This is a genomic window from Streptomyces sp. NPDC003456 (assembly GCF_042878735.1).
Classification (GTDB): Bacteria; Actinomycetota; Actinomycetes; order Streptomycetales; family Streptomycetaceae; genus Streptomyces.
Map to the genome: position 1 here is coordinate 102258 of NZ_JBIAOK010000005.1, position 20028 is coordinate 122285.

The 20028-nt window shown below is 72.8% G+C and carries 15 protein-coding genes and 1 riboswitch; of the genes, 8 read left to right on the forward strand and 7 right to left on the reverse strand.

The window, feature by feature from the left end; all coding sequences use genetic code 11:
- Positions 1–46: 46 nt before the first annotated feature.
- The 4 genes from ACFYWG_RS21470 to ACFYWG_RS21485 form a co-directional block, all read right to left on the reverse strand.
- Complete coding sequence (locus ACFYWG_RS21470) at positions 47–727, reverse strand: response regulator (protein WP_376327674.1); 681 nt, start codon at positions 725–727, stop codon at positions 47–49.
- Positions 727–2397, reverse strand: a complete 1671-nt coding sequence (locus tag ACFYWG_RS21475) for an ATP-binding protein (protein WP_389202883.1) — start codon at positions 2395–2397, stop codon at positions 727–729. Before ACFYWG_RS21475 ends, ACFYWG_RS21470 begins: the two co-directional genes overlap by 1 nt.
- A 223-nt stretch (positions 2398–2620) precedes the next feature.
- Positions 2621–3565 carry a sucrase ferredoxin gene (locus ACFYWG_RS21480; RefSeq protein WP_385417827.1) on the reverse strand — a complete coding sequence of 315 codons (945 nt, stop codon included), beginning with the start codon at positions 3563–3565 and terminating at the stop codon, positions 2621–2623.
- A gap of 101 nt (positions 3566–3666) precedes the next feature.
- Complete coding sequence (locus tag ACFYWG_RS21485; RefSeq protein ID WP_389202886.1) at positions 3667–4926, reverse strand: citrate synthase; 1260 nt, start codon at positions 4924–4926, stop codon at positions 3667–3669.
- 110 nt (positions 4927–5036) lie between these two features.
- Between ACFYWG_RS21485 and ACFYWG_RS21490 the strand changes: the two genes are divergently transcribed.
- A complete protein-coding gene (locus ACFYWG_RS21490) occupies positions 5037–6224 on the forward strand; it encodes a citrate synthase/methylcitrate synthase (RefSeq protein ID WP_389202888.1) in 1188 nt (395 codons plus the stop codon).
- Positions 6225–6409: 185 nt separating this feature from the next.
- Positions 6410–6682 (forward strand): hypothetical protein, encoded by a 273-nt coding sequence (locus tag ACFYWG_RS21495; RefSeq protein ID WP_389202890.1) that lies wholly within the window; start codon positions 6410–6412, stop codon positions 6680–6682.
- A gap of 181 nt (positions 6683–6863) precedes the next feature.
- Here ACFYWG_RS21495 and ACFYWG_RS21500 read toward each other — a convergent pair whose 3' ends face one another.
- Positions 6864–7421, reverse strand: a complete 558-nt coding sequence (locus ACFYWG_RS21500) for a DUF6082 family protein (protein WP_385417818.1) — start codon at positions 7419–7421, stop codon at positions 6864–6866.
- Positions 7422–7737: 316 nt separating this feature from the next.
- Here ACFYWG_RS21500 and ACFYWG_RS21505 point away from each other — a divergent pair, with 316 nt between their 5' ends.
- Positions 7738–8904, forward strand: a complete 1167-nt coding sequence (locus tag ACFYWG_RS21505) for a CobW family GTP-binding protein (protein ID WP_389202893.1) — start codon at positions 7738–7740, stop codon at positions 8902–8904.
- Here ACFYWG_RS21505 and ACFYWG_RS21510 read toward each other — a convergent pair.
- The gene (locus tag ACFYWG_RS21510) at positions 8901–11357 is read right to left on the reverse strand and encodes a DNA topoisomerase (ATP-hydrolyzing) subunit A (protein ID WP_385417812.1); all 2457 of its coding nucleotides are present in this window, start codon (positions 11355–11357) and stop codon (positions 8901–8903) included. The two genes, ACFYWG_RS21505 and ACFYWG_RS21510, sit on opposite strands and share 4 nt — an antisense overlap.
- A 218-nt stretch (positions 11358–11575) precedes the next feature.
- Between ACFYWG_RS21510 and ACFYWG_RS21515 the strand changes: the two genes are divergently transcribed.
- The 4 genes from ACFYWG_RS21515 to ACFYWG_RS21530 all read left to right on the forward strand — a co-directional run bounded on the left by ACFYWG_RS21515 (position 11576) and on the right by ACFYWG_RS21530 (position 16371).
- Positions 11576–12946 carry a M16 family metallopeptidase gene (locus ACFYWG_RS21515; protein WP_376327528.1) on the forward strand — a complete coding sequence of 457 codons (1371 nt, stop codon included), beginning with the start codon at positions 11576–11578 and terminating at the stop codon, positions 12944–12946.
- Positions 12943–14331: a M16 family metallopeptidase gene (locus ACFYWG_RS21520; RefSeq protein WP_383506403.1), complete on the forward strand. Its 1389-nt coding sequence runs from the start codon at positions 12943–12945 to the stop codon at positions 14329–14331. The genes ACFYWG_RS21515 and ACFYWG_RS21520 overlap by 4 nt, the downstream gene beginning before the upstream one ends.
- Before the next feature lie 191 nt (positions 14332–14522).
- A riboswitch (cyclic di-AMP (ydaO/yuaA leader) is annotated at positions 14523–14683 on the forward strand.
- A gap of 13 nt (positions 14684–14696) precedes the next feature.
- Positions 14697–15485 (forward strand): M23 family metallopeptidase, encoded by a 789-nt coding sequence (locus ACFYWG_RS21525; protein ID WP_389202896.1) that lies wholly within the window; start codon positions 14697–14699, stop codon positions 15483–15485.
- Positions 15486–15675: 190 nt separating this feature from the next.
- Positions 15676–16371, forward strand: coding sequence for a GntR family transcriptional regulator (locus ACFYWG_RS21530; RefSeq protein WP_376327522.1), 696 nt, complete (start codon positions 15676–15678; stop codon positions 16369–16371).
- A gap of 198 nt (positions 16372–16569) precedes the next feature.
- Here ACFYWG_RS21530 and ACFYWG_RS21535 read toward each other — a convergent pair whose 3' ends face one another.
- A complete protein-coding gene (locus ACFYWG_RS21535) occupies positions 16570–16851 on the reverse strand; it encodes an HPr family phosphocarrier protein (protein WP_019755624.1) in 282 nt (93 codons plus the stop codon).
- Positions 16852–17031: 180 nt separating this feature from the next.
- On the opposite strand from ACFYWG_RS21535, the gene ACFYWG_RS21540 reads away from it, so the two are divergent.
- Entirely contained in the window at positions 17032–20007 is a 2976-nt protein-coding gene (locus ACFYWG_RS21540; protein ID WP_389202899.1) for a GNAT family N-acetyltransferase, read from the forward strand.
- The last annotated feature ends 21 nt before the right edge of the window (positions 20008–20028 follow it).

Genomic DNA, 20028 nt, shown 5'->3' on the forward strand with positions numbered 1-20028 from the left:
GTGGCTCCGCCGGAACCGCCCGGGCCGGTCGACGGGGGCGGAGCCGTCAGCCGCGGGTCGCCCACACGTAACGGTGTTCCGGGCGGCCCGCGTCGCCGTACTTCAGGGTCAGTTTGGCTCTCCCGGTGCGTTCCAGGAGCTTCAGATAGCGCTGGGCGGTCTGGCGGCTCACCCCGGTCCGTTCGGCGATCTCCTGGGCGGACAGGGGGCCGTCGGCGCTCAACAGGGACTGGCGGACGAGTTCCGCGGTGGTGGGGGAGTGCCCCTTGGGCAGGGACGGCTCCGAACCGGCCGACAGCGCCCCGAAGATGCGGTCGACCTCGGCCTGCTCCGCCTCGCCGCCGCCGTCGAGTGTGCGGCGCAGCTCGGCGTACGCCTCCAGCTTGGCGCGCAGTCCGGCGAAGGCGAACGGCTTGACCAGGTACTGCAGCGCCCCGTGCCGCATGGCCGCCTGGACGGTCGACACGTCCCGGGCCGCCGTCACCATGATCACGTCGGTGTGCAGGCCGCGCCGGCGCATCTCCCGCACCACGGCCAGCCCCGTCTCGTCGGGGAGGTAGTGGTCGAGCAGCACCAGGTCCAGCCGGGGCAAGGTCTCCAGCTGGTGCAGCGCGTCCGCCGCGTTGTGCGCCTCCCCGGCGACGTGGAAGCCGGGCACCTTCTCCACGTAGGCGGCGTTCACCCGGGCCACCCTGGTGTCGTCGTCCACGACCAGGACCTCGATCATCACGACTCCTCCTCCGGGGCCGGCCGGGACGGCGGCCCGGTCAGGGCCGGCGCGGGGCCGGCCTCGGTCAGCGCGTCGGGCAGGACGACCGTGAACTCGGCGCCGCCGCCGTGCGCCTCGCCGACCGTGGCACGGCCGCCCTGCCGCTCGGCCAGTCTGCGCACCAGGGAGAGTCCGATGCCCCGCTCGCGGTGGGCCGGCGGCTGCTTCGTGGACCACCCCTCGGTGAAGATCGACTCGCGGTGTTCGGGCGGGATTCCCGGACCCGTGTCCCGCACGCGGAGGATCGCGGTGCGGCCCTCGGCCCGCAGCTCGACCTCCACGCGCGCGTGGGGCTTGCCCGCCACGGCGTCCAGGGCGTTGTCCACCAGGTTCCCGACGACGGTGACGAGGCCCTGCGGATCGACCAGCCGGTCGGGCAGCCGGGTCCGGTCGGAGATCCCGAGGGCGACACCCCGCTCGGCCGCGACGGTCGCCTTGCCCACCAGCAGGGCGGCGACCAGGGGATCCTCGATCCGCCCGGTCACCTGCTCGGCGGTCGCCCGGTGGTCCCCGACGACCTCGCCGACGAACGCGACGGCGTCGTCGTACATCTCCAGCTCCAGCAGGCCGAGCAGCGTGTGCATCCGGTTGGCGTGTTCGTGGTCCTGGGCGCGCAGGGCGTCGATCAGGCCGCGTGTGGAGTCGAGCTCGCGGCCCAGCTGCTCCAGTTCGGTGCGGTCGCGCAGGGTGGCCACCGCGCCGCCGTCGTCCGTGGGCATGCGGTTGGCCACCAGCACCCGCTGGCCGCGCACGGTCAGCAGATCGGTGCCCGTGACCCGGCCGGCCAGCACGTCGGCGGTACGGCCGGTGCCGAGCGCCTCGTCGGGGGTGCGGCCGACCACGGTGTCCCCGACGCCGAGCAGACGCTGCGCCTCGTCGTTGACCAGCCGGACGCGGCCGGTGCGGTCCAGGGCGACGACGCCCTCCCGGATGCCGTGCAGCATCGCCTCACGCTCCGACAGCAGCGCCGCGATGTCGGAGAAGGCCAGGTCCCTGGTCTGCCGGTGCACCCGCCGGGAGATGAACCAGGCGGCCAGCGCGCCGACGGCCAGGGCACCGCCGGCGTAGGCCAGCAGTCCCGGGATGGCGTGGATCAGCCGGGCCCGGACACTGTCGTAGGCGATCCCGACGGAGACGGCGCCGACGACGGTGCCGTCACTGTCGCGCAAGGGCACCTTGCCGCGGGCGGAGCGGCCCAGGGTGCCGTCGTCGATCTCCATGACCTCCCGGCCGGCCAGGGCCTGGCCGGGGTCGGTGGAGACGATGCCGCCGATCTGCTCCGGATCGGTGTGGGACCAGCGCACGCCCCGCCAGTCCATCACTACGACGTACTCGGCCTCGGTGGCCTTGCGGATCCGCTCCGCTTCCTTCTGCACCGGGCCGTTCACCGTGGGCGGTGTCGTACGCACCTCCTGCGCGAGCCCCGGCTGCTGCGCGGTCGTCTGCGCGATCGCCAGCGCGCGGCGCATCGCCTGGTCGTCGAGCTGGTCGCCGAGGGGCGCGAGGAACAGCCCGGTGGCCAGGACGGCGACTCCCGCCGCGATCGCCACCTGCATCAGCAGCACCTGCGAGAACACCCGCCGGGGCAGGCCCAGGCGCAGGCGGCGAGCGGGGGGAGTGGGGCTCATACCCCAGACGGTACGTGCGGGCGCCGACCTGCCGTAACGGGTGTGGCATGGATCTCTTGATCAATACCGGCACCGGCTCGAGGCGGGCCGCACGCGGCAGGGCGCGGCCGCAGCGGCCGGCCCCTCCGGCCGAGCCGGTGTCGCTCCACGCCCCACGGCCGGTTCACAGACGCCGTCGTCGTCCACGCGCGCCCGAGGGCCGCCGATCACCCCGACTCGACGGTCAGCTCGCCAGCGCCGCCGTCAGTCTCTCCTCGCGCACCGCCACCACGTCCATCCGCGCGGGCGAGCCGAGGACGGCCGCCCCGCAGCTCTCCGGACGCGGCGGCAGTCCGGCGCTCTGGGCGATGTCGACCCGCCAGCGGCGGCCGTCGACGTGGGCGACCGTCACCTCCCAGCGCGGCGCCGCGCCCGCCGTCCGTACCACGCTCAGTGCCTCCGCCGCGTCCTCGCCGGTCCGGCGGCGCACGGCAAGTTCGGCCGCCTGGCCCGGGCGTTCCCAGGCCGACCTGCCCCGGCAGCCCGCCACGACGATCCGCCCCTCGCGGGCACGGTGCAGGACTTCCTTGAGGGTGTGGGCCTCCGCCCGGCCGTAGGCGTAGCCGTACGGCAGGACCAGCGCGGTCGGGGAGAAGCGGTGACCACCCAGATGGGTGACCTCCCAGACGCCCTGGACTCCGGAGGAGACGAGCTCGGTGGCCAGGGGGCGGCCGAGGAGGGCGCAGCAGCGGTCGCGCTTGCCGTTGGTGCAGACGAGGGCGAGGGGATCCCCCTGATGGGCCCGGCCGCCGAGCACGGCGTCGAAGCCGGCGTGCTCCCCCCGGCCGAGGGCGGCGAAGTCGAGGTCGAGCAGCCGGGCGGGATCGGAGGTCGTGGCGCTGTGCAGCCAGACGTTCCCCGGAACGGTGTGGGCCGCGAACACCCGGCGTGTGGCGGGCATCCTGCTGTCCGCGTGCCGTCCGGGACGGCGGATCAGGACGATCCGTACGCCCGTGTCCTCGGCGGCGGCCTCCAGGGCACGCCCCACCGCGGGGTCCAGGTGGCTCGAGGTGAGCGCCTTGGCACCCCACGGACCGGGCTGTTCCAGCAACAGCCAGGTCCTCGCGGTGGCCGCGGTTCCCGAAACGGGTTCGTCGGAGTCCCGGGAGACGCTTGAGCACGTACTCACAGAGGTGAGCCTAACCTGAGTTGCGCGTGAGCTCATGTCGGCCCCGTCTCCAGGTACTCCGGCGGTGTCCTGGTCCTACAGAGTGACCCGGGCGGGGGCCTTTACTCCGGCAGCTGCTGCGGCGGTTTCGGTCCCGTGTAGAGGCCGCTCGGGCGCATGCGCAGGGGACGCTCGCCGTACTCCTCCAGGGCATGGGCGATCCAGCCCGCCGTCCGGGCCACGGCGAAGATCGTCTCGCCCGCGCCGGCGGGCATGCCGCACGAGGTGGTGAGCACGGCCAGCGCCAGGTCCACATTGGCGTGCAGCGGCGTGTGGCGGGCGGTCGTCTCGACGATGTCCCGGGCGGCGAGCAGGGCGGGTTCGGCGCGCGGGACGTCCTCCAGGAGGGCGAACAGGGCACGCGCGCGCGGGTCCTCGCCCGGGTAGAGGCGGTGACCGAGCCCGGGGATGCGGCGCCCGGCGCGGAGTTCGTCCGCGATGACCGGCGCCGCGTCGCCCCGGTCGAGCACGTCGTGCAGCAGCCGGTGGGCCAGACCGCTGGCCGCGCCGTGCAGCGGGCCCTCGATCACGCCGAGCCCGGCGGAGACGGCCGCGTAGGCGTGGGCCCGGGCCGAGGCCGCGACGCGCACCGCGAGCGTGGAGGCGGCCAGGTCGTGGTCGGCGAGGAGGGCGAGCGCGGTGTCCAGGGCCCGCAGGGACGCCTCGTCGGGGTCCTCGCGGTGCGACAGCCGGGTCCACAGGCGGTGGGCCAGGGGGCCGTCGTCGTGTCGCTCCGGCCACACCGGGGGGAGGGCGGAGACGAGGGTGGGGACGAGGGTGCGCGCGGTGCCGAGCACGGCGTCCTCGGACAGGTCGAAGCGCAGCGGGTCGGCCGTGGCGGCGGCGATCGTCGCGACGCGCAACCGGTCGGCGGGGGAGGCGTGTTCGGGCAGGGCCTCGACGGCTCGGCGCGCGACGGCGACGGCGGCTCCGGGCGCCTCGAACGTCGCACCGCGGCGCATCCGGCCGGTCCACAGCCACTCGGCGACCTCTTCGTAGCTGTGCCGGGCGGCCAGGTCGACGGCGTCGACGCCGCGGAAGTAGTACCGGTCGCCCTCGATCAGCGTGATGCGTGTGCGAACGCCCAGTTCGCCGCCGGGACCCGGACCGGCCGCGTTCTCCCGCCGGTTGCGCCGGGCCAGCGCTTCGACCTCGGCGGTGTCGAAGGTGCTGCCCCGGCCGCCGGGAACGCGCCGGCTGCTGAGCTGCCCGCGGCTCACATAGGCGTACAGGGTCTCCGGTTTCACCCCGAGCAGCTCGGCGGCCTCCTTGGTGCTCAGCCGCCGTGCCGTGTCCGGGGAGACGGGCTCTTGATCGCGCATGGGGGTCACCGTATCCGTGCGACGTTTCATTGACTGTTGCATTGATTCAATCAATATTGACAGCCATCTAGTCAAGCATGGACAGTCGAATCAAGTGCAAGGAGGCAGGCATGTCCGTCAACAGGTCCGCGAACGCTCTTCTCGACGCACCACGAGGGCTCGCCGGTGTCGTGGTCACCGACACCCGCATCGGCGACGTCCGGGGGCGCGAGGGCTTCTACCACTACCGGCAGTACTCGGCGGTCGACCTCGCCCGGAGCCGCGGGTTCGAGGACGTCTGGTACCTGCTGGTCCACGGCGAACTGCCGGACCCGGCGCAGCGCGCGGCCTTCACGGCCGAGACGGCGGCGCTGCGGGCGCTGCCCGGCGAGGTGCGTGCCGTGCTTCCCGCCGTCGCTGCGGCGGGCGGACGCTCCGGCCCGCTCGCCGGAATGCGGACGGCGCTGTCGCTGCTGGGCGCGGCGAAGGGCTTCCGCCCCGTCTACGACATCGACGTGGAGGAACGCCGGCGGAACGCCCTCGAAGCGGCGGCCGCCGTCCCCACCCTGCTCACCGCGCTGCACCGGCTGGGGCGCGGGCTGGAGCCGGTCGAGCCCCGCCAGGACCTGTCCTACGCGGCGAACTACCTGTACATGTTGACCGGATCTCTACCCGACGAGCGGCACGCCAGGGCCGTCGAGCAGTACCTGATCTCCACCGTCGACCATGGATTCAACGCGTCCACCTTCACCGCCCGGGTCATCGCGTCGACCGGGGCGGACGTGGCGGCGTGCCTCGCCGGAGCGGTGGCGGCGCTGTCGGGGCCGCTGCACGGTGGGGCACCCAGCCGCGCCCTGGACATCCTGGACGCGATCGGCAGCCCGGACCGCATCGACTCCTGGGTGCGCGAGCGGGTGCTCGCCGGGGACCGCATCATGGGTTTCGGTCACGCGGTCTACCGCACGGAGGACCCCCGGTCGCGGATGCTGCGGGAGGTCGCCCGGTCGTTCGGCGGTCCGCGGGTCGATTTCGCGGTGGAGGTGGAGCGGCACGTCGAGGCGATCCTGGCCGAGCTGAAGCCCGGCCGCGAACTGCACACCAACGTCGAGTTCTACGCGGGTGTGGTGATGGAACTCTGCGGTCTGCCCCGCGAGATGTTCACTCCCACCTTCGCCGCGGCGCGGGTGGTGGGCTGGAGCGCGAACATCCTGGAGCAGGCGGAGGACACGAAGATCATCCGCCCGGCGGCCCGGTACGTGGGGCCGGAGGCGCCCCAGCCGGTTCCAGGTCGGATTTCCTCTGCTGATATCGGTGGATGACGGATTCTGTTCGTCCTTCTATCACTCTTCGGGATGTATGCGTGAGTCCTGTGTGGCGCCACCCTCACAGGTGATAGAAGGGACTCTGAGAGGCGCATTTATGCCCCGGAGGCGCGGGGGATGGCGGATGGCGGTGGTGTCCAGTGGGACCATGCCGCTATGCGCGCGGTAGCGGGCGCACGTCCATGCCTCGAGAGCAGAGCAGAGGGAATTCAACAGTGAGTCAGATCATCCGTCGCCTTGGTGTCGCTCCGCGCCTCAGAGGCAGCACTGGCGGTGGGACTTGTCCCGACATCTTTGAACTGTCCGATGGAAACTTCGCAGTCATCGGCACGGATGCCACCGACTCATTGGACTCGCAACTCCCCGCCGACGCCGCGCGCGCCGACTACGAACGCATCGTGGTGATCACTCGCGAAACCCTCGTGGCGGCCAAGCGGGACATCCCTGACGAGTAGAGCGGGGTGACAGGCGGCGCTGAATGCCGGGTCGGGGGTGCAGTCCGACCCTGCGTGCGCCGTCGACCCCTCCGGCCGTCCTGAGACCTTGGGCGGCGTGGGCCGTGCTGGTCCCGGACGTTGGTCGAAGTGGCCACCCGGCCCGGCCTCGTGACCCCGCAGGTCGTGGCGGTCACTCCTCTCAGTCGGGCGGCGGCGGTTCCCCGACCACCCACCACTCGTCGGTGTCGTTCTCCTCGAGTTGCAGCAGCAAGTCATCCACGAGTTGACCGAGTTCGGCCTCCTCGGTACCCGTCAGGCTCGCGCGCTGCTGCTGTGTGGCGTACCAGTACTCCTGCATGATCGGATTCTGGAACAGGCCACGGACGTGCTTGAAGAACTCGTCCCGGCCCATGTTGCCGATGCGGTAATAGCAGAGCAGGTTCGTGTACAGCGCGTTGGCGAAGAGGTACTGACGTCGCCGCTGAGGCGTGACCGGCCGCTCGAAGATGTCCAGGACCTCCGCGAGCTCGGGATTGTCTATCGCTTTGCTCAACATCTCCCAGTGCTGGCGTTGCTGTTGCAGCAGATTGGCGCTCTGCTGCTTCCGGCAGCGTTCCTCCAGTTCCTCCACGCGAGCGTGAAGGGCGTTCACCGTCCGTCGCTGCGCCGCCATGGCGGTCAGGGCGCCGGCCGCCATGCCCAGTCCGGCGGTGGCAGCGGCGCGCAGTCCCCGTACTCCGTATTTCTGTGTGGCCATGTCAATCCCCGATTCAGGCGGCCGTCCGCCGGTCGTCGGGGTGCGGGTCGACGGGAGGGGACCGGCGAGCGGTGGGCGGCGCTTGCCGTCTCCCAGGGTGCCGAGCGGCTCTGATCGGCAGGGAGGCGGAGAGGAGGCGCACGGAGGAGCGAGGGTACAAACCGGCGCCATGCCCAACGTCTGCCCAGCACGCGCTGCTAACAATCGTTCACCTCGGGGCGACTTGCGCGGCTCGTATCCTGGTGCGGCATCCCATCCTCCTGCGTGTGCCGCCAACGCGAGCCGGTGCGCGCGTCGGCGTGAAAGAGGTCGCACGGTGAGCCAGCCGAGCCCGCAACCGCAGCAGATCCCGGTCGTGGTCCTGGCCGGATTCCTCGGCTCGGGCAAGACCACCCTGCTCAACCACCTCCTGCACCGCAGCGGCGGCAGCCGCATCGGCGCGATCGTCAACGACTTCGGGGCCGTCGAGATCGACGCGATGGCCGTGGCCGGGGCGCTCGGCGACTCGACGGTCTCCCTGGGCAACGGGTGCCTGTGCTGTGCCGTCGACGCCGGCGAGCTCGACGACTACCTGGAGCGGCTCGCGAAACCCTCCCTCGGCATCGACGTCATCGTCATCGAGGCCAGCGGTCTGGCCGAACCGCAGGAGCTGGTGCGGATGCTGCTGGCCAGTGAGCACCCCGGGATCGTCTACGGCGGACTGGTCGAGGTCGTCGACGCCGCCGAGTTCGACGCGACCCGCGCCCGCCACCCCGAGATCGACCGGCACCTCGCGCTGGCCGACCTCGCCGTGGTCAACAAACTCGACCGGGCGGCGGACGGCGAACGCGTCCTCGCGCTGGTCCGGTCCCTCGCCGACGGAGCCGCGGTCGTCCCGGCCACCTACGGCCGCATCGACCCCGAGTTCCTCTTCGACTGCCGGCCGAGCGAGGAGCGCATCGGACAGCTGTCCTTCGACGACCTGCACGACCTCGGCGGGCCCGTCGGGGACGACCGGTCGGAGCAGGACCCGCACGACCACCGCGAACGCGGCCCCGTCCGCCCCGCCCAGGACGAGCACGACGAGCACCAGAAGCACGGCCGAACCCATGAGCACGCCGCGCACCTGCACGCCGCCTACGACAGCGTCTCCTTCGTGTCGCCCGTGCCCCTCGACCCCCGCCGGCTGATGGCGTTCCTCGACAGCCGCCCCCACGGGCTGTACCGGATCAAGGGCTATGTCGACTTCGGGCCGTACGACGTGCGCAACCGGTACGCCGTGCACGCCGTGGGACGGTTCCTGCGCTTCTACCCCGAGCCCTGGCCGGCCGGGGACGAGCGCCTCACCCAGCTCGTCCTCATCGGCTCCGGCATCGACGCCCCCGCTCTGGCCAAGGAACTGGAGGCGTGCAAGGACGACGCCCCACAGGCCGACGAGCACGGCATGTGGGGCGTCCTGCGGTACGTGCGCGACCCCGAGGAGGACGCTGCCGGACCGGCCTAGACCGGCCCGGCCACCACGGCCACCGTCTTGGCCAGGGACACGCCCGATCCGTCGCGGCGCGGGTCGATGTCCGGCAGTGCGGCCGGCATGCCGTTCTTCTGCGCGGCACGCGCCGGAGCCGGGCCCGCCCAGGCCAGGGACAGGCAGTCCTCGCCCTTCAGGAACCGCTGGCAGCGGACACCGCCCGTCGCCCGGCCCTTGCGCGGGTACTGGTCGAACGGGGTCAGCTTGGCCGTCGTCTGCACCGAGTCGTCCAGCGTGCCCCGCGAACCCGCGACCGTGAAGACGACCGCGTCGGCGGCCGGGTCCACCGCCGTGAAGGAGATGACCTTCACGCCCTCGGCGAGCTTGATGCCGGCCACACCGCCGGCCGGACGCCCCTGCGGGCGGACCTGGGACGCCTGGAAGCGCAGCAACTGGGCGTCGTCGGTGATGAACACCAGATCCTCGTCCCCGGTGCGCAGCTCCACGGCACCGACGATCCGGTCACCCTCCTTGAGGGTGATCACCTCCAGCTCCTCCTTGTTGGACGGGTAGTCCGGCACCACGCGCTTGACGACGCCCTGCTGCGTGCCGAGCGCCAGGCCCGGGGACGACTCGTCGAGCGTGGTCAGGCAGACCACCGTCTCGTCGACCTCCAGGGACACGAACTCCGCCAGCGGGGCCCCGCCCGCCAGGTTGGGCGTCGGGAGGGGCTCCGGGAGCTGGGGCAGGTCGACCACGTTCAGCCGCAGCAGCCGGCCCGAGGAGGTCACCACGCCGATCTCGCCGCGGGCCGTCGCCGGCACCGCCGAGACGATCACGTCGTGCTTGGCGCGCTTGGCGCCGGCCTCCTGCGCGAACGGCTCGGCGCCGGCCGTGCGGGCCAGCAGCCCCGTCGAGGACAGCAGCACCCGGCACGGGTCGTCGGCCACCTGCAGCGGCACGGCCGCGACCGGGGCACCGCCCGACTCCAGCAGGACCGTGCGCCGGTCGGTGCCGAACTTCTTGGAGACCGCGGCCAGTTCCGAGGAGACCAGCTTGCGCAGCTCCGTGTCCGAGTCGAGGATCCGGGTCAGCTCCTCGATCTCCGCGTTGAGCCGGTCCTTCTCCGTCTCCAGCTCGATGCGGTCGTACTTGGTGAGCCGGCGCAGCGGCGTGTCGAGGATGTACTGCGTCTGCACCTCGCTCAGCGAGAACTGCTCCATGAGGCGCTGCTTGGCCTGCGCGGAGTTCTCGCTGGAGCGGATCAGGCGGATGACCTCGTCGATGTCGAGCAGGGCCGTCAGCAGGCCCTCGACCAGGTGCAGGCGGTCGCGCTTCTTGGTGCGGCGGAACTCGGAGCGCCGCCGCACCACGGTGAAGCGGTGGTCGAGGTAGACCTCCAGCAGCTCCTTCAGGCCCAGTGTGAGCGGCTGGCCGTCGACCAGCGCGACGTTGTTGATGCCGAAGGACTCCTCCATCGGCGTCAGCTTGTACAGCTGCTCCAGGACCGCCTCCGGCACGAAGCCGTTCTTGATCTCGATGACCAGGCGCAGGCCGTGCTCGCGGTCGGTGAGGTCCTTGACGTCGGCGATGCCCTGCAGCTTCTTCGAGCCGACCAGGTCCTTGATCTTGGCGATGACCTTCTCCGGGCCGACCGCGAACGGCAGCTCGGTGACGACCAGGCCCTTGCGGCGGGCCGTCACCGGCTCCACCGAGACGGTCGCGCGGATCTTGAACGTGCCCCGGCCGGTCTCGTAGGCGTCGCGGATGCCGGACAGGCCGACGATGCGGCCGCCGGTGGGCAGGTCCGGGCCCGGGACGTGCTTCATCAGCGCGTCCAGGTCCGCGTTCGGGTGCCTGATCAGGTGGCGGGCCGCGGCGACGACCTCGCGCAGATTGTGCGGCGGCATGTTCGTCGCCATGCCGACCGCGATGCCCGAGGCGCCGTTGACCAGCAGGTTCGGGAAGGCGGCGGGCAGCGCGGCCGGTTCCTGCTCCTGGCCGTCGTAGTTGGGGTTGAAGTCGACGGTGTCCTCGTCGATCGACTCCGTCATCAGGCTCGTCGCCTCGGCCATGCGGCACTCGGTGTACCGCATGGCGGCCGGCGGGTCGTCGTTGCCCAGCGAGCCGAAGTTGCCGTGGCCGTCGACCAGGGGGACGCGCATGGAGAACGGCTGGGCCATGCGCACCAGGGCGTCGTAGATCGACGCGTCGCCGTGCGGGTGGAGCTTGCCCATCACCTCGCCGACGACACGGGCGCACTTGACGTACCCGCGCTCGGGGCGCAGGCCCATCTCGCTCATCTGGTACACGATGCGCCGGTGCACCGGCTTGAGACCGTCGCGGGCGTCCGGCAGGGCGCGGGAGTAGATGACCGAGTACGCGTACTCGAGGAAGGAGCCCTGCATCTCGTCGACGACGTCGATGTCGAGGATCCGCTCCTCGTACGAGTCGTCGGGCGGCGGGGTCTTCGTGCTGCGGCGGGCCATCGCTGCCGGCTCCTTGCTGCTGCGATCCAGATCTGACGCGGACCATTGTGGACCGCCGCACTGACAAGCGGGACCAGGACCCGGGCCAAGCGGCACCCTGGCCCGCGGACCGAGGCCGGCGCCGGGAACTTCACCAGGGCTTCGCGCGCTTGCATACAGTGGCAGGACCGGCACGAATCCGCGGTTGTGAAGACCGCTCCGCGATCGAAGGGACGTACATGCCCATGGGTCACACGGCCACAGCCCAGGCAGGCTCCGGGGGCCTGACAGCGACCGAGCACCGCCTGGCCAACGGCTTGCGCGTGGTGCTCTCCGAGGACCACCTGACCCCGGTCGCGGCGGTGTGCCTCTGGTACGACGTCGGCTCGCGCCACGAAGTCAAGGGGCGCACAGGTCTGGCTCACCTTTTCGAGCACTTGATGTTCCAGGGATCCGCCCAGGTCAAGGGCAACGGCCACTTCGAGCTCGTCCAGGGCGCGGGCGGCTCGCTGAACGGCACCACCAGCTTCGAGCGGACCAACTACTTCGAGACCATGCCCGCCCACCAGCTGGAGCTCGCCCTCTGGCTGGAGGCCGACCGCATGGGCTCCCTGCTGGCCGCCCTCGACGATGAGTCGATGGAGAACCAGCGCGACGTCGTCAAGAACGAGCGGCGCCAGCGCTACGACAACGTCCCCTACGGCACCGCCTTCGAGAAGCTCACCGCCCTCGCCTACCCGGAGGGCCACCCCTACCACCACACGCCGATCGGCTCGATGGCCGACCTGGACGCGGCGACCCTGGAGGACGCGCGCGCCTTCTTCCGCACCTACTACGCGCCGAACAACGCGGTGCTCTCCGTGGTCGGCGACATCGACCCCGAGCAGACGCTGGCCTGGGTGGAGAAGTACTTCGGCTCCATCCCCGGCCACGACGGCAAGCCCGCCCCGCGCGACGGCTCCCTGCCGGAGACCATCGGCGAGCAGCTGCGCGAGGTCGTCGAGGAGGAGGTCCCGGCCCGCGCCCTGATGGCCGCCTACCGGCTGCCGCACGACGGCACGCGCGCGTGCGACGCGGCCGACCTGGCCCTCACCGTCCTCGGCGGCGGCGAGTCCTCCCGCCTGTACAACCGCCTCGTGCGGCGCGACCGCACGGCCGTGGCGGCCGGGTTCGGGCTGCTGCGGCTGGCCGGGGCGCCCTCCCTGGGCTGGCTGGACGTGAAGACCTCCGGTGACGTGGAGGTGCCGGTCATCGAGGCCGCCATCGACGAGGAGCTCGCCCGGTTCGCCGAGGAGGGCCCCACCGCCGAGGAGATGGAGCGCGCCCAGGCCCAGCTGGAGCGCGAGTGGCTGGACCGCCTCGGCACGGTCGCGGGCCGCGCCGACGAACTGTGCCGCTACGCCGTGCTGTTCGGCGACCCGCAGCTCGCCCTGACCGCCGTCCAGCGGGTGCTGGAGGTGACGGCCGAGGAGGTCCAGGAGGTCGCCAAGGCCCGCCTGCGCCCCGACAACCGCGCGGTGCTCGTCTACGAGCCCGTCGCCGACGAGACCGACGATGCCGCCGGCGCCGCTGCCGCGGCCGGCGACGACAACGAGGAGGCGGCCAAGTGACCGAGCTCGCCACGATGGACTTCCACCCCCGGCCGCAGGCGGGCGAGGCCAAGCCGTGGGCCTTCCCGGCCCCGGAGCGCGGCACGCTCGGCAACGGCCTGACGGTCCTGCGCTGCCACCGCCCCGGTCAGCAGGTCGTCGCCGTGGAGGTGCTGCTGGACGCACCCCTGGAGGCCGAGCCCGCCGGCCTCGACGGCGTCGCCACGCTCATGGCGCGGGCCTTCTCCGAGGGCACCGACAAGCACTCCGCCGAGGAGTTCGCCGCCGAGCTGGAGCGCGCCGGCGCCACGCTCGACGCGCACGCCGACCACCCCGGGGTCCGCATCAGCCTGGAGGTCCCGGCCTCCCGGCTCGAGAAGGGCCTCGGCCTGCTGGCCGACGCGCTGAGGGCGCCCGCCTTCGCGGACAGCGAGATCGAGCGGCTGGTCCGCAACCGCCTCGACGAGATCCCGCACGAGCTGGCCAACCCCTCGCGCCGGGCCGCCAAGGAGCTGTCCCGGCAGCTGTTCCCGGCGGACTCGCGTATGTCGCGGCCCCGGCAGGGCACCGAGGAGACGGTCGCCGCGATCGACTCCGCCGCCGTGCGCGGCTTCTACGAGAAGCACGTCCGCCCCGCCACGGCCACCGCCGTCGTCGTCGGCGACCTCACCGGCGTCGACCTCGACGCCCTGCTGGGCGACACGCTGGGCGCCTGGACGGGCTCCCGGGCCGAGCCGCGGCCGGTGCCGCCGGTCACCGCCGACGACACCGGCCGGGTCGTCATCGTCGACCGCCCGGGCGCCGTCCAGACGCAGCTGCTCATCGGCCGCACCGGCCCGGACCGGCACGACCGCCTGTGGCCCGCGCAGGTGCTCGGCACGTACTGCCTCGGCGGCACCCTGACGTCCCGTCTGGACCGGGTGCTGCGCGAGGAGAAGGGCTACACCTACGGGGTGCGGGCGTTCGCCCAGGTGCTGCGGTCCGCCCCGGACGGCACCGGTGCCTCGATGCTCGCCATCAGCGGCTCGGTGGACACACCCAACACCGGCCCGGCCCTTGAGGACCTGTGGACGGTGCTGCGCACGCTGGCCGCCGAAGGCCTGACCGACGCCGAGCGGGACGTCGCCGTGCAGAACCTGGTCGGCGTCGCGCCGCTGAAGTACGAGACGGCGGCAGCCGTGGCCTCCACGCTGGCCGACCAGGTCGAGCAGCACCTGCCCGACGACTACCAGGCCACGCTGTACCGGCAGCTCGCCGCGACCGGCACCGTGGAGGCCACCGCGGCGGTCGTCAGCGCCTTCCCGGTGGACCGGCTGGTGACGGTCCTCGTCGGTGACGCGGCGCAGATCAAGGCACCCGTCGAGGCCCTCGGCATCGGCGAAGTCTCGGTCGTCACGGCCGAGTAGGAGCGCACGCGCGAGGAGCCCTGGTTGTCTTCCAAGGCACCAGGGCTCCCTTATGCCCGAATTGATACGGAGGTGGCCTGTCTGCCCTGTGGGATGCGCTACAAAAGCCGGGATCCGTTTGGGAATTGAAAGTGGCGCCGCTTAGCGTCGTCCGGGCTGTTCGTCAGGCAGTGCGCCGCACCCGCGGCACCGGACAGTCATCGCCGAGTCCCCGTACGGCGCGAGCCAGGGGAGCCGGGGACCCACAGTCCCTGGGGTGAATCGGACGCCCGCGCGCACCGCGAGGGGGCCCGTAGGAGACCTTCCTGCTCCGAACCCGTCAGCTAACCCGGTAGGCGAGAAGGAAGGAAAGGACCAGCCACTTCATGGCGTTCACCCGCGCCACCGGCAAGCACCGTCGTCCCAGCCGCCTCCAGCGCGGCACGGCCCGTGCGGCGGGCGTCGCGGCCCTCGCCACGACGGGCGTCATCGGCACCGTGGCCGCCCCGGCCGCCTTCGCCGCCGAGCCCGCTCCCGAGCAGACCGGTCTGACCCCCGTCGTCACCCTGGGCGACACCGTCGCGGAGCAGATCGACGCCCAGGCCGTCGCGCAGAAGCAGGCGGCCGAGGAGGCCGCCGCGAAGAAGAAGGCCGAGGAGGCCGCCCGCGAGCGGGCCGCCGAGGCGGCCGAGCAGGCCAAGGAAGCGGCCGAGAAGGCCCGCGAGGCCAAGGAGCGCGCCGCCCGTGAGGCCGAGCGCAAGCGCCTGAACACCTTCGTGTCCCCGATCTCCGGCTCGTACGTGTCCACCGGGTACCAGGCCAGCAGTGGCCTGTGGTCCTCCGGCAGCCACACCGGCGTCGACTTCCACGCCGCGACCGGCACCTCCGTCCACTCCGTCGGCATAGGCACGGTCGTCGAGGCCGGCTGGGGCGGCGCGTACGGCAACCAGGTCGTGATCAAGATGAACGACGGCACGTACACCCAGTACGGCCACCTGTCGTCCGTCGGCGTCTCCGTGGGCCAGAAGGTCACCCCCGGCCAGCAGATCGGCCTGTCCGGCGCGACCGGCAACGTCACCGGACCGCACCTGCACTTCGAGGCCCGTACGAGCCCCGAGTACGGCTCCGACATGGACCCCGTCGCTTACCTCCGCTCGCACGGCGTCAACCTCTGACGGCACCCGGCGATCGTGAAAGCCCCGGCTCCCGCCGGGGCTTTTTCGCGTCCTGGACGGCCCGGCGTCCAAAAAGTTTCCCCGGATTTACGCCCGCCGCCGGAAACTGCGGCACATTGCAATAGAGTCACATGCAATGAAGTCGCCGGCACACGTCGGCGTTTTCCGGGGAATCAGACGGAGGTCGGTCATGCGCATTCCCGCGCACTCGGTGTGCACGGCCATCCGCGACGACATCGTCGCCGGCGTCCACGCGCGGGGCACCCGGCTCACCGAGGAGCTGCTGGCGCGCCGCTACGGCGTCTCCCGCGTCCCCGTGCGCGAGGCCCTGCGCACCCTGGAGGCGGAGGGTTTCGTGGTGACGCGGCGGCACGCGGGCGCGTGCGTCGCCGAACCCACCGAGCAGGAGGCCGCCGACCTGCTGCAGATGCGCGCGCTGCTGGAGCCGCTCGGCGCCGCCCGGGCCGCCCAGCGCCGCACCGAGGCGCACCTCAAGGTCCTGCGCGGCCTGGTGCGGCTGGGCCAGGAGCGGGCCCGCCAGGGCGGCGGCGAGGACCTGCGCTCGCTGGACGGCTGGTTCCACGAGACGCTGGCCCAGGCGTGCGGCAGCCCCGCACTGACCTCGGTGCTGACCCAGCTGAGGCACAAGATCGCCTGGATGTACACGGTCGAGGCACCGGCCGGCCCGGTGGACAGCTGGAACGAGCACGGCGCGATCGTGGACGCCGTGGCGCGCGGTGACGGCGAGCGCGCGCGGGCGGCCGCGGCACTGCACATCGAGCGGGCGACCGGCGCCCACCGCCTGCGGACCGGCCCGGCGGGGGAGCGCGGCGGGCAGGTGAGGAACTCGCAACATCCCGTCAACACGCCGAGCCCGCGGAATTAACACGAGGGCCGTATACAAAGAGCGGGGAATGCCGGAGGTGCGGAAGTTTCCTTTTCCGCCGCCCGTTCCCCGGAATTCGCTGCGTCTCCGTGCGCGGATGAATTCGTCCGCGATCCCGGGAACGTGTTCCGGTAATGCCGAGGGCCCGCCCGGTCGAATCCGGACGGGCCCTTGTGCGCGCCGCTGGGGCGCTCCCGCTCAGACGGTCTCGGGCAGTTCCTCGAGACCCTCGGAGACCAGCTTGGCCAGCCGGTCCAGGGCGGCGTCCGCGCCCTCGGCGTCGGAGGCGAGGACGATCTCCTCGCCGCCCTGGGCGCCCAGGCCCAGGACGGCCAGCATCGAGGCCGCGTTGACGGGGTTGCCGTCAGCCTTGGCGATCGTCACCGGGACGCCTGTGGCCGTGGCGGCTCGGACGAAGATGGAGGCGGGGCGGGCGTGGAGGCCCTCGGCCCAGCCGACGTTGACGCGGCGCTCAGCCATGTGTTGCTGCCCTTCGGTGTTCAGGGTTGTCTAGACCAGTTTCCCACACGTGAAGACCACCGGGGAGCGGCTGTCTCGCCACCGCCCCGGGGCGGAAGTCGGATCGCGGCCTCGACCCGACTGACGCCCTCCACAGACTGCCTCGCGCCGCTGCCGGACGCGAGCCGTACTCTGGGGCCCATGCAGACCTCGCCGGACCGGCACGAGTACCCCGCCCACTGGGAGGCCGACGTGGTGCTGCGCGACGGGGGCACCGCGCGCGTCCGGCCCATCACCGTCGATGACGCCGATCGCCTCGTCAGCTTCTACGAGCAGGTCTCCGACGAGTCGAAGTACTACCGCTTCTTCGCGCCGTACCCTCGCCTGTCCGCCAAGGACGTCCACCGCTTCACGCACCACGACTTCGTGGACCGGGTGGGACTCGCGGCCACGGTCGGCGGCGAGTTCATCGCCACCGTACGCTACGACCGGATCGGCGCCGACGGAACGCCCGCGTCCGCGCCCGCCGACGAGGCCGAGGTCGCCTTCCTCGTCCAGGACGCCCACCAGGGCCGCGGGGTCGCCTCCGCCCTGCTGGAGCACATCGCGGCCGTCGCGCGCGAGCGCGGTATCCGCCGGTTCGCCGCCGAGGTGCTGCCCGCCAACACCAAGATGATCAAGGTGTTCACGGACGCCGGGTACACCCAGAAGCGCAGCTTCGAGGACGGCGTGGTCCGCCTGGAGTTCGACCTCGAACCCACCGACCGCTCCCTGGCCGTGCAGTACGCGCGCGAGCACCGCGCCGAGGCCCGCTCCGTGCAGCGGCTGCTCACGCCCGGCTCGGTCGCCGTCATCGGTGCGGGACGCACCCCCGGCGGCGTGGGCCGCAGCGTCCTCGGCAACATCCGCGACGCCGGCTTCACCGGCCGCCTGTTCGCCGTGAACAAGGCCCTGCCCGAGGAGCAGAAGGAGCTCGACGGGGTGCCGGCGCACCGTTCGGTGCGCGACATCGACGGCCCGGTCGACCTCGCGGTCGTCGCCGTGCCCGCCGAGCACGTGCCCGAGGTCGTCGCCGAGTGCGGCGAACACGGCGTGCAGGGACTCGTCGTGGTGTCCGCCGGCTACGCCGAGAGCGGCCTCGACGGGCGTGAGCGCCAGCGCGCGCTCGTCCGGCAGGCCCGCTCGTACGGCATGCGCATCATCGGGCCCAACGCCTTCGGCATCATCAACACCTCGCCCCGGGTACGGCTCAACGCCTCCCTCGCCCCCGAGGTGCCGCGCCCGGGCCGCATCGGTCTGTTCGCCCAGTCCGGCGCCATCGGCGTGGCCCTGCTCTCCCGGCTGCACCGGCGCGGAGGCGGCGTCACCGGCGTCACCGGCGTGTCCACGTTCGTCTCCTCGGGCAACCGCGCCGACGTCTCCGGCAACGACGTCCTGCAGTACTGGTACGAGGACCCCGACACCGACGTCGTCCTCATGTACCTGGAGTCCATCGGCAACCCCCGCAAGTTCACCCGCCTCGCCCGGCGCACCGCCGCCGCGAAGCCGCTGGTCGTCGTCCAGGGCGCCCGGCACGGCGCCGCCCCCCAGGGGCACGCCGTGCGGGCGACGCGCCTGCCGCACGCGACCGTCTCGGCCCTGCTGCGGCAGGCCGGGGTGATACGGGTCGACACCATCACCGACCTCGTGGACGCCGGCCTGCTGCTGGCGCGCCAGCCCCTGCCCGCCGGACCCCGGGTGGCGATCCTCGGCAACTCGGAGTCGCTCGGCCTGCTCACCTACGACGCGTGCCTCGCCGAGGGCCTGCGGCCCCACCCGCCGCAGGACCTGACCACGGCGGCGTCGGCGGCGGACTTCCACGCCGCCCTGTCCCGGGCGCTGGCCGACGACCGCTGCGACGCGGTCGTCGTCACCGCGATCCCGGCGGTGGGGGAGGGCTCCGTCGCCGACGCGGCCCTCGCGCAGGCGCTGCGCTCGGCCACGGCCGCGGCCCCGTCCAAGCCGGTCCTGGTGGTGCACGTGGAGCTCGGCGGGCTCGCCGAGGCCCTGTCGGCGGCGGCCGGCACGGCCCCGCGGCTCAAGCCGGACAGCGCGCCGCAGAACGCCCCGCAGCTCAGGCCGGACAGCGCGCCGCAGAACGCCCCGCAGCTCAGGCCGGACAGCGCGCCGCAGAACGCCCCGCAGCCGGCCGCTGACCGGCGACCGGGCCCCGCCGACCAGCCCCGCACCGCCGCGGGGGAGCACCCGGAAGCCCTCCACCCGCACCCGGCCGGCCCCGACCGGGCGCCGGCCGCCCCCGAGACGCCGGAGGGAGCGCACCTCATCCCCGCCTACCCGGCCGCGGAGCGGGCCGTCCGCGCCCTCGCCCAGGCCGTCGCCTACGCCCAGTGGCGGCGGGACGCGGCCGACCCCGGCAGGGTGCCCGAGTACGACGACATCGACGTCAAGGGCGCCGCCGCGCTGATCGACGGGCTGCTCGCGCGGGGGCAGGGCCCCGCCCTCGGCCCGGACGAGACCTGCGACCTCCTCGGCCACTACGGCATCGAGGTCCACCGCTCCCTGCCCGCCCCGACCCCCGACGCCGCCGCCGAGGCCGCCCGCGCCCTCGGGTACCCGGTGGCGCTGAAGGCCACCGCCCCGCACCTGCGGCACCGGGCCGACCTGGGCGGCGTACGCCTCGACCTCGCGGACGAGGAGCAACTGCGCCGCTCATACGCGGAGATGACCGAGATGTTCGGCACGGCCGAGGAGCTGCGCCCGGTCGTGCAGCGCATGGCACCGCGCGGCGTGGACGTCGTCGTACGGGCCGTGATCGACCCCGCCGCCGGAGCGGTGCTCTCCTTCGGGCTCGCCGGGGCCGCGTCCCAGCTGCTCGGGGACACCGCCCACCGGCTGATCCCGGTCACCGACCGCGAGGCGAACTCGCTGGTGCGGTCGATCCGCACCGCGCCCCTGCTGTTCGGCTGGCGCGGCTCCGCCCCGGCCGACACCCGCGCCCTGGAGGAGCTGCTGCTGCGCGTGTCCCGGCTGGTGGACGACCACCCCGAGGTCGTCGCGGTCACGCTGGAGCCGGTGGTCGTCGCCTCCCACGGCCTGAGCGTGCTGGGCGCCTCCCTGCGTCTCGCGCCGCCGCCCGCCCGCGACGACCTGGGCCCCAGGACGCTCCCCGCGTACTGACGGGGGGCGAGCGGTGCCTCG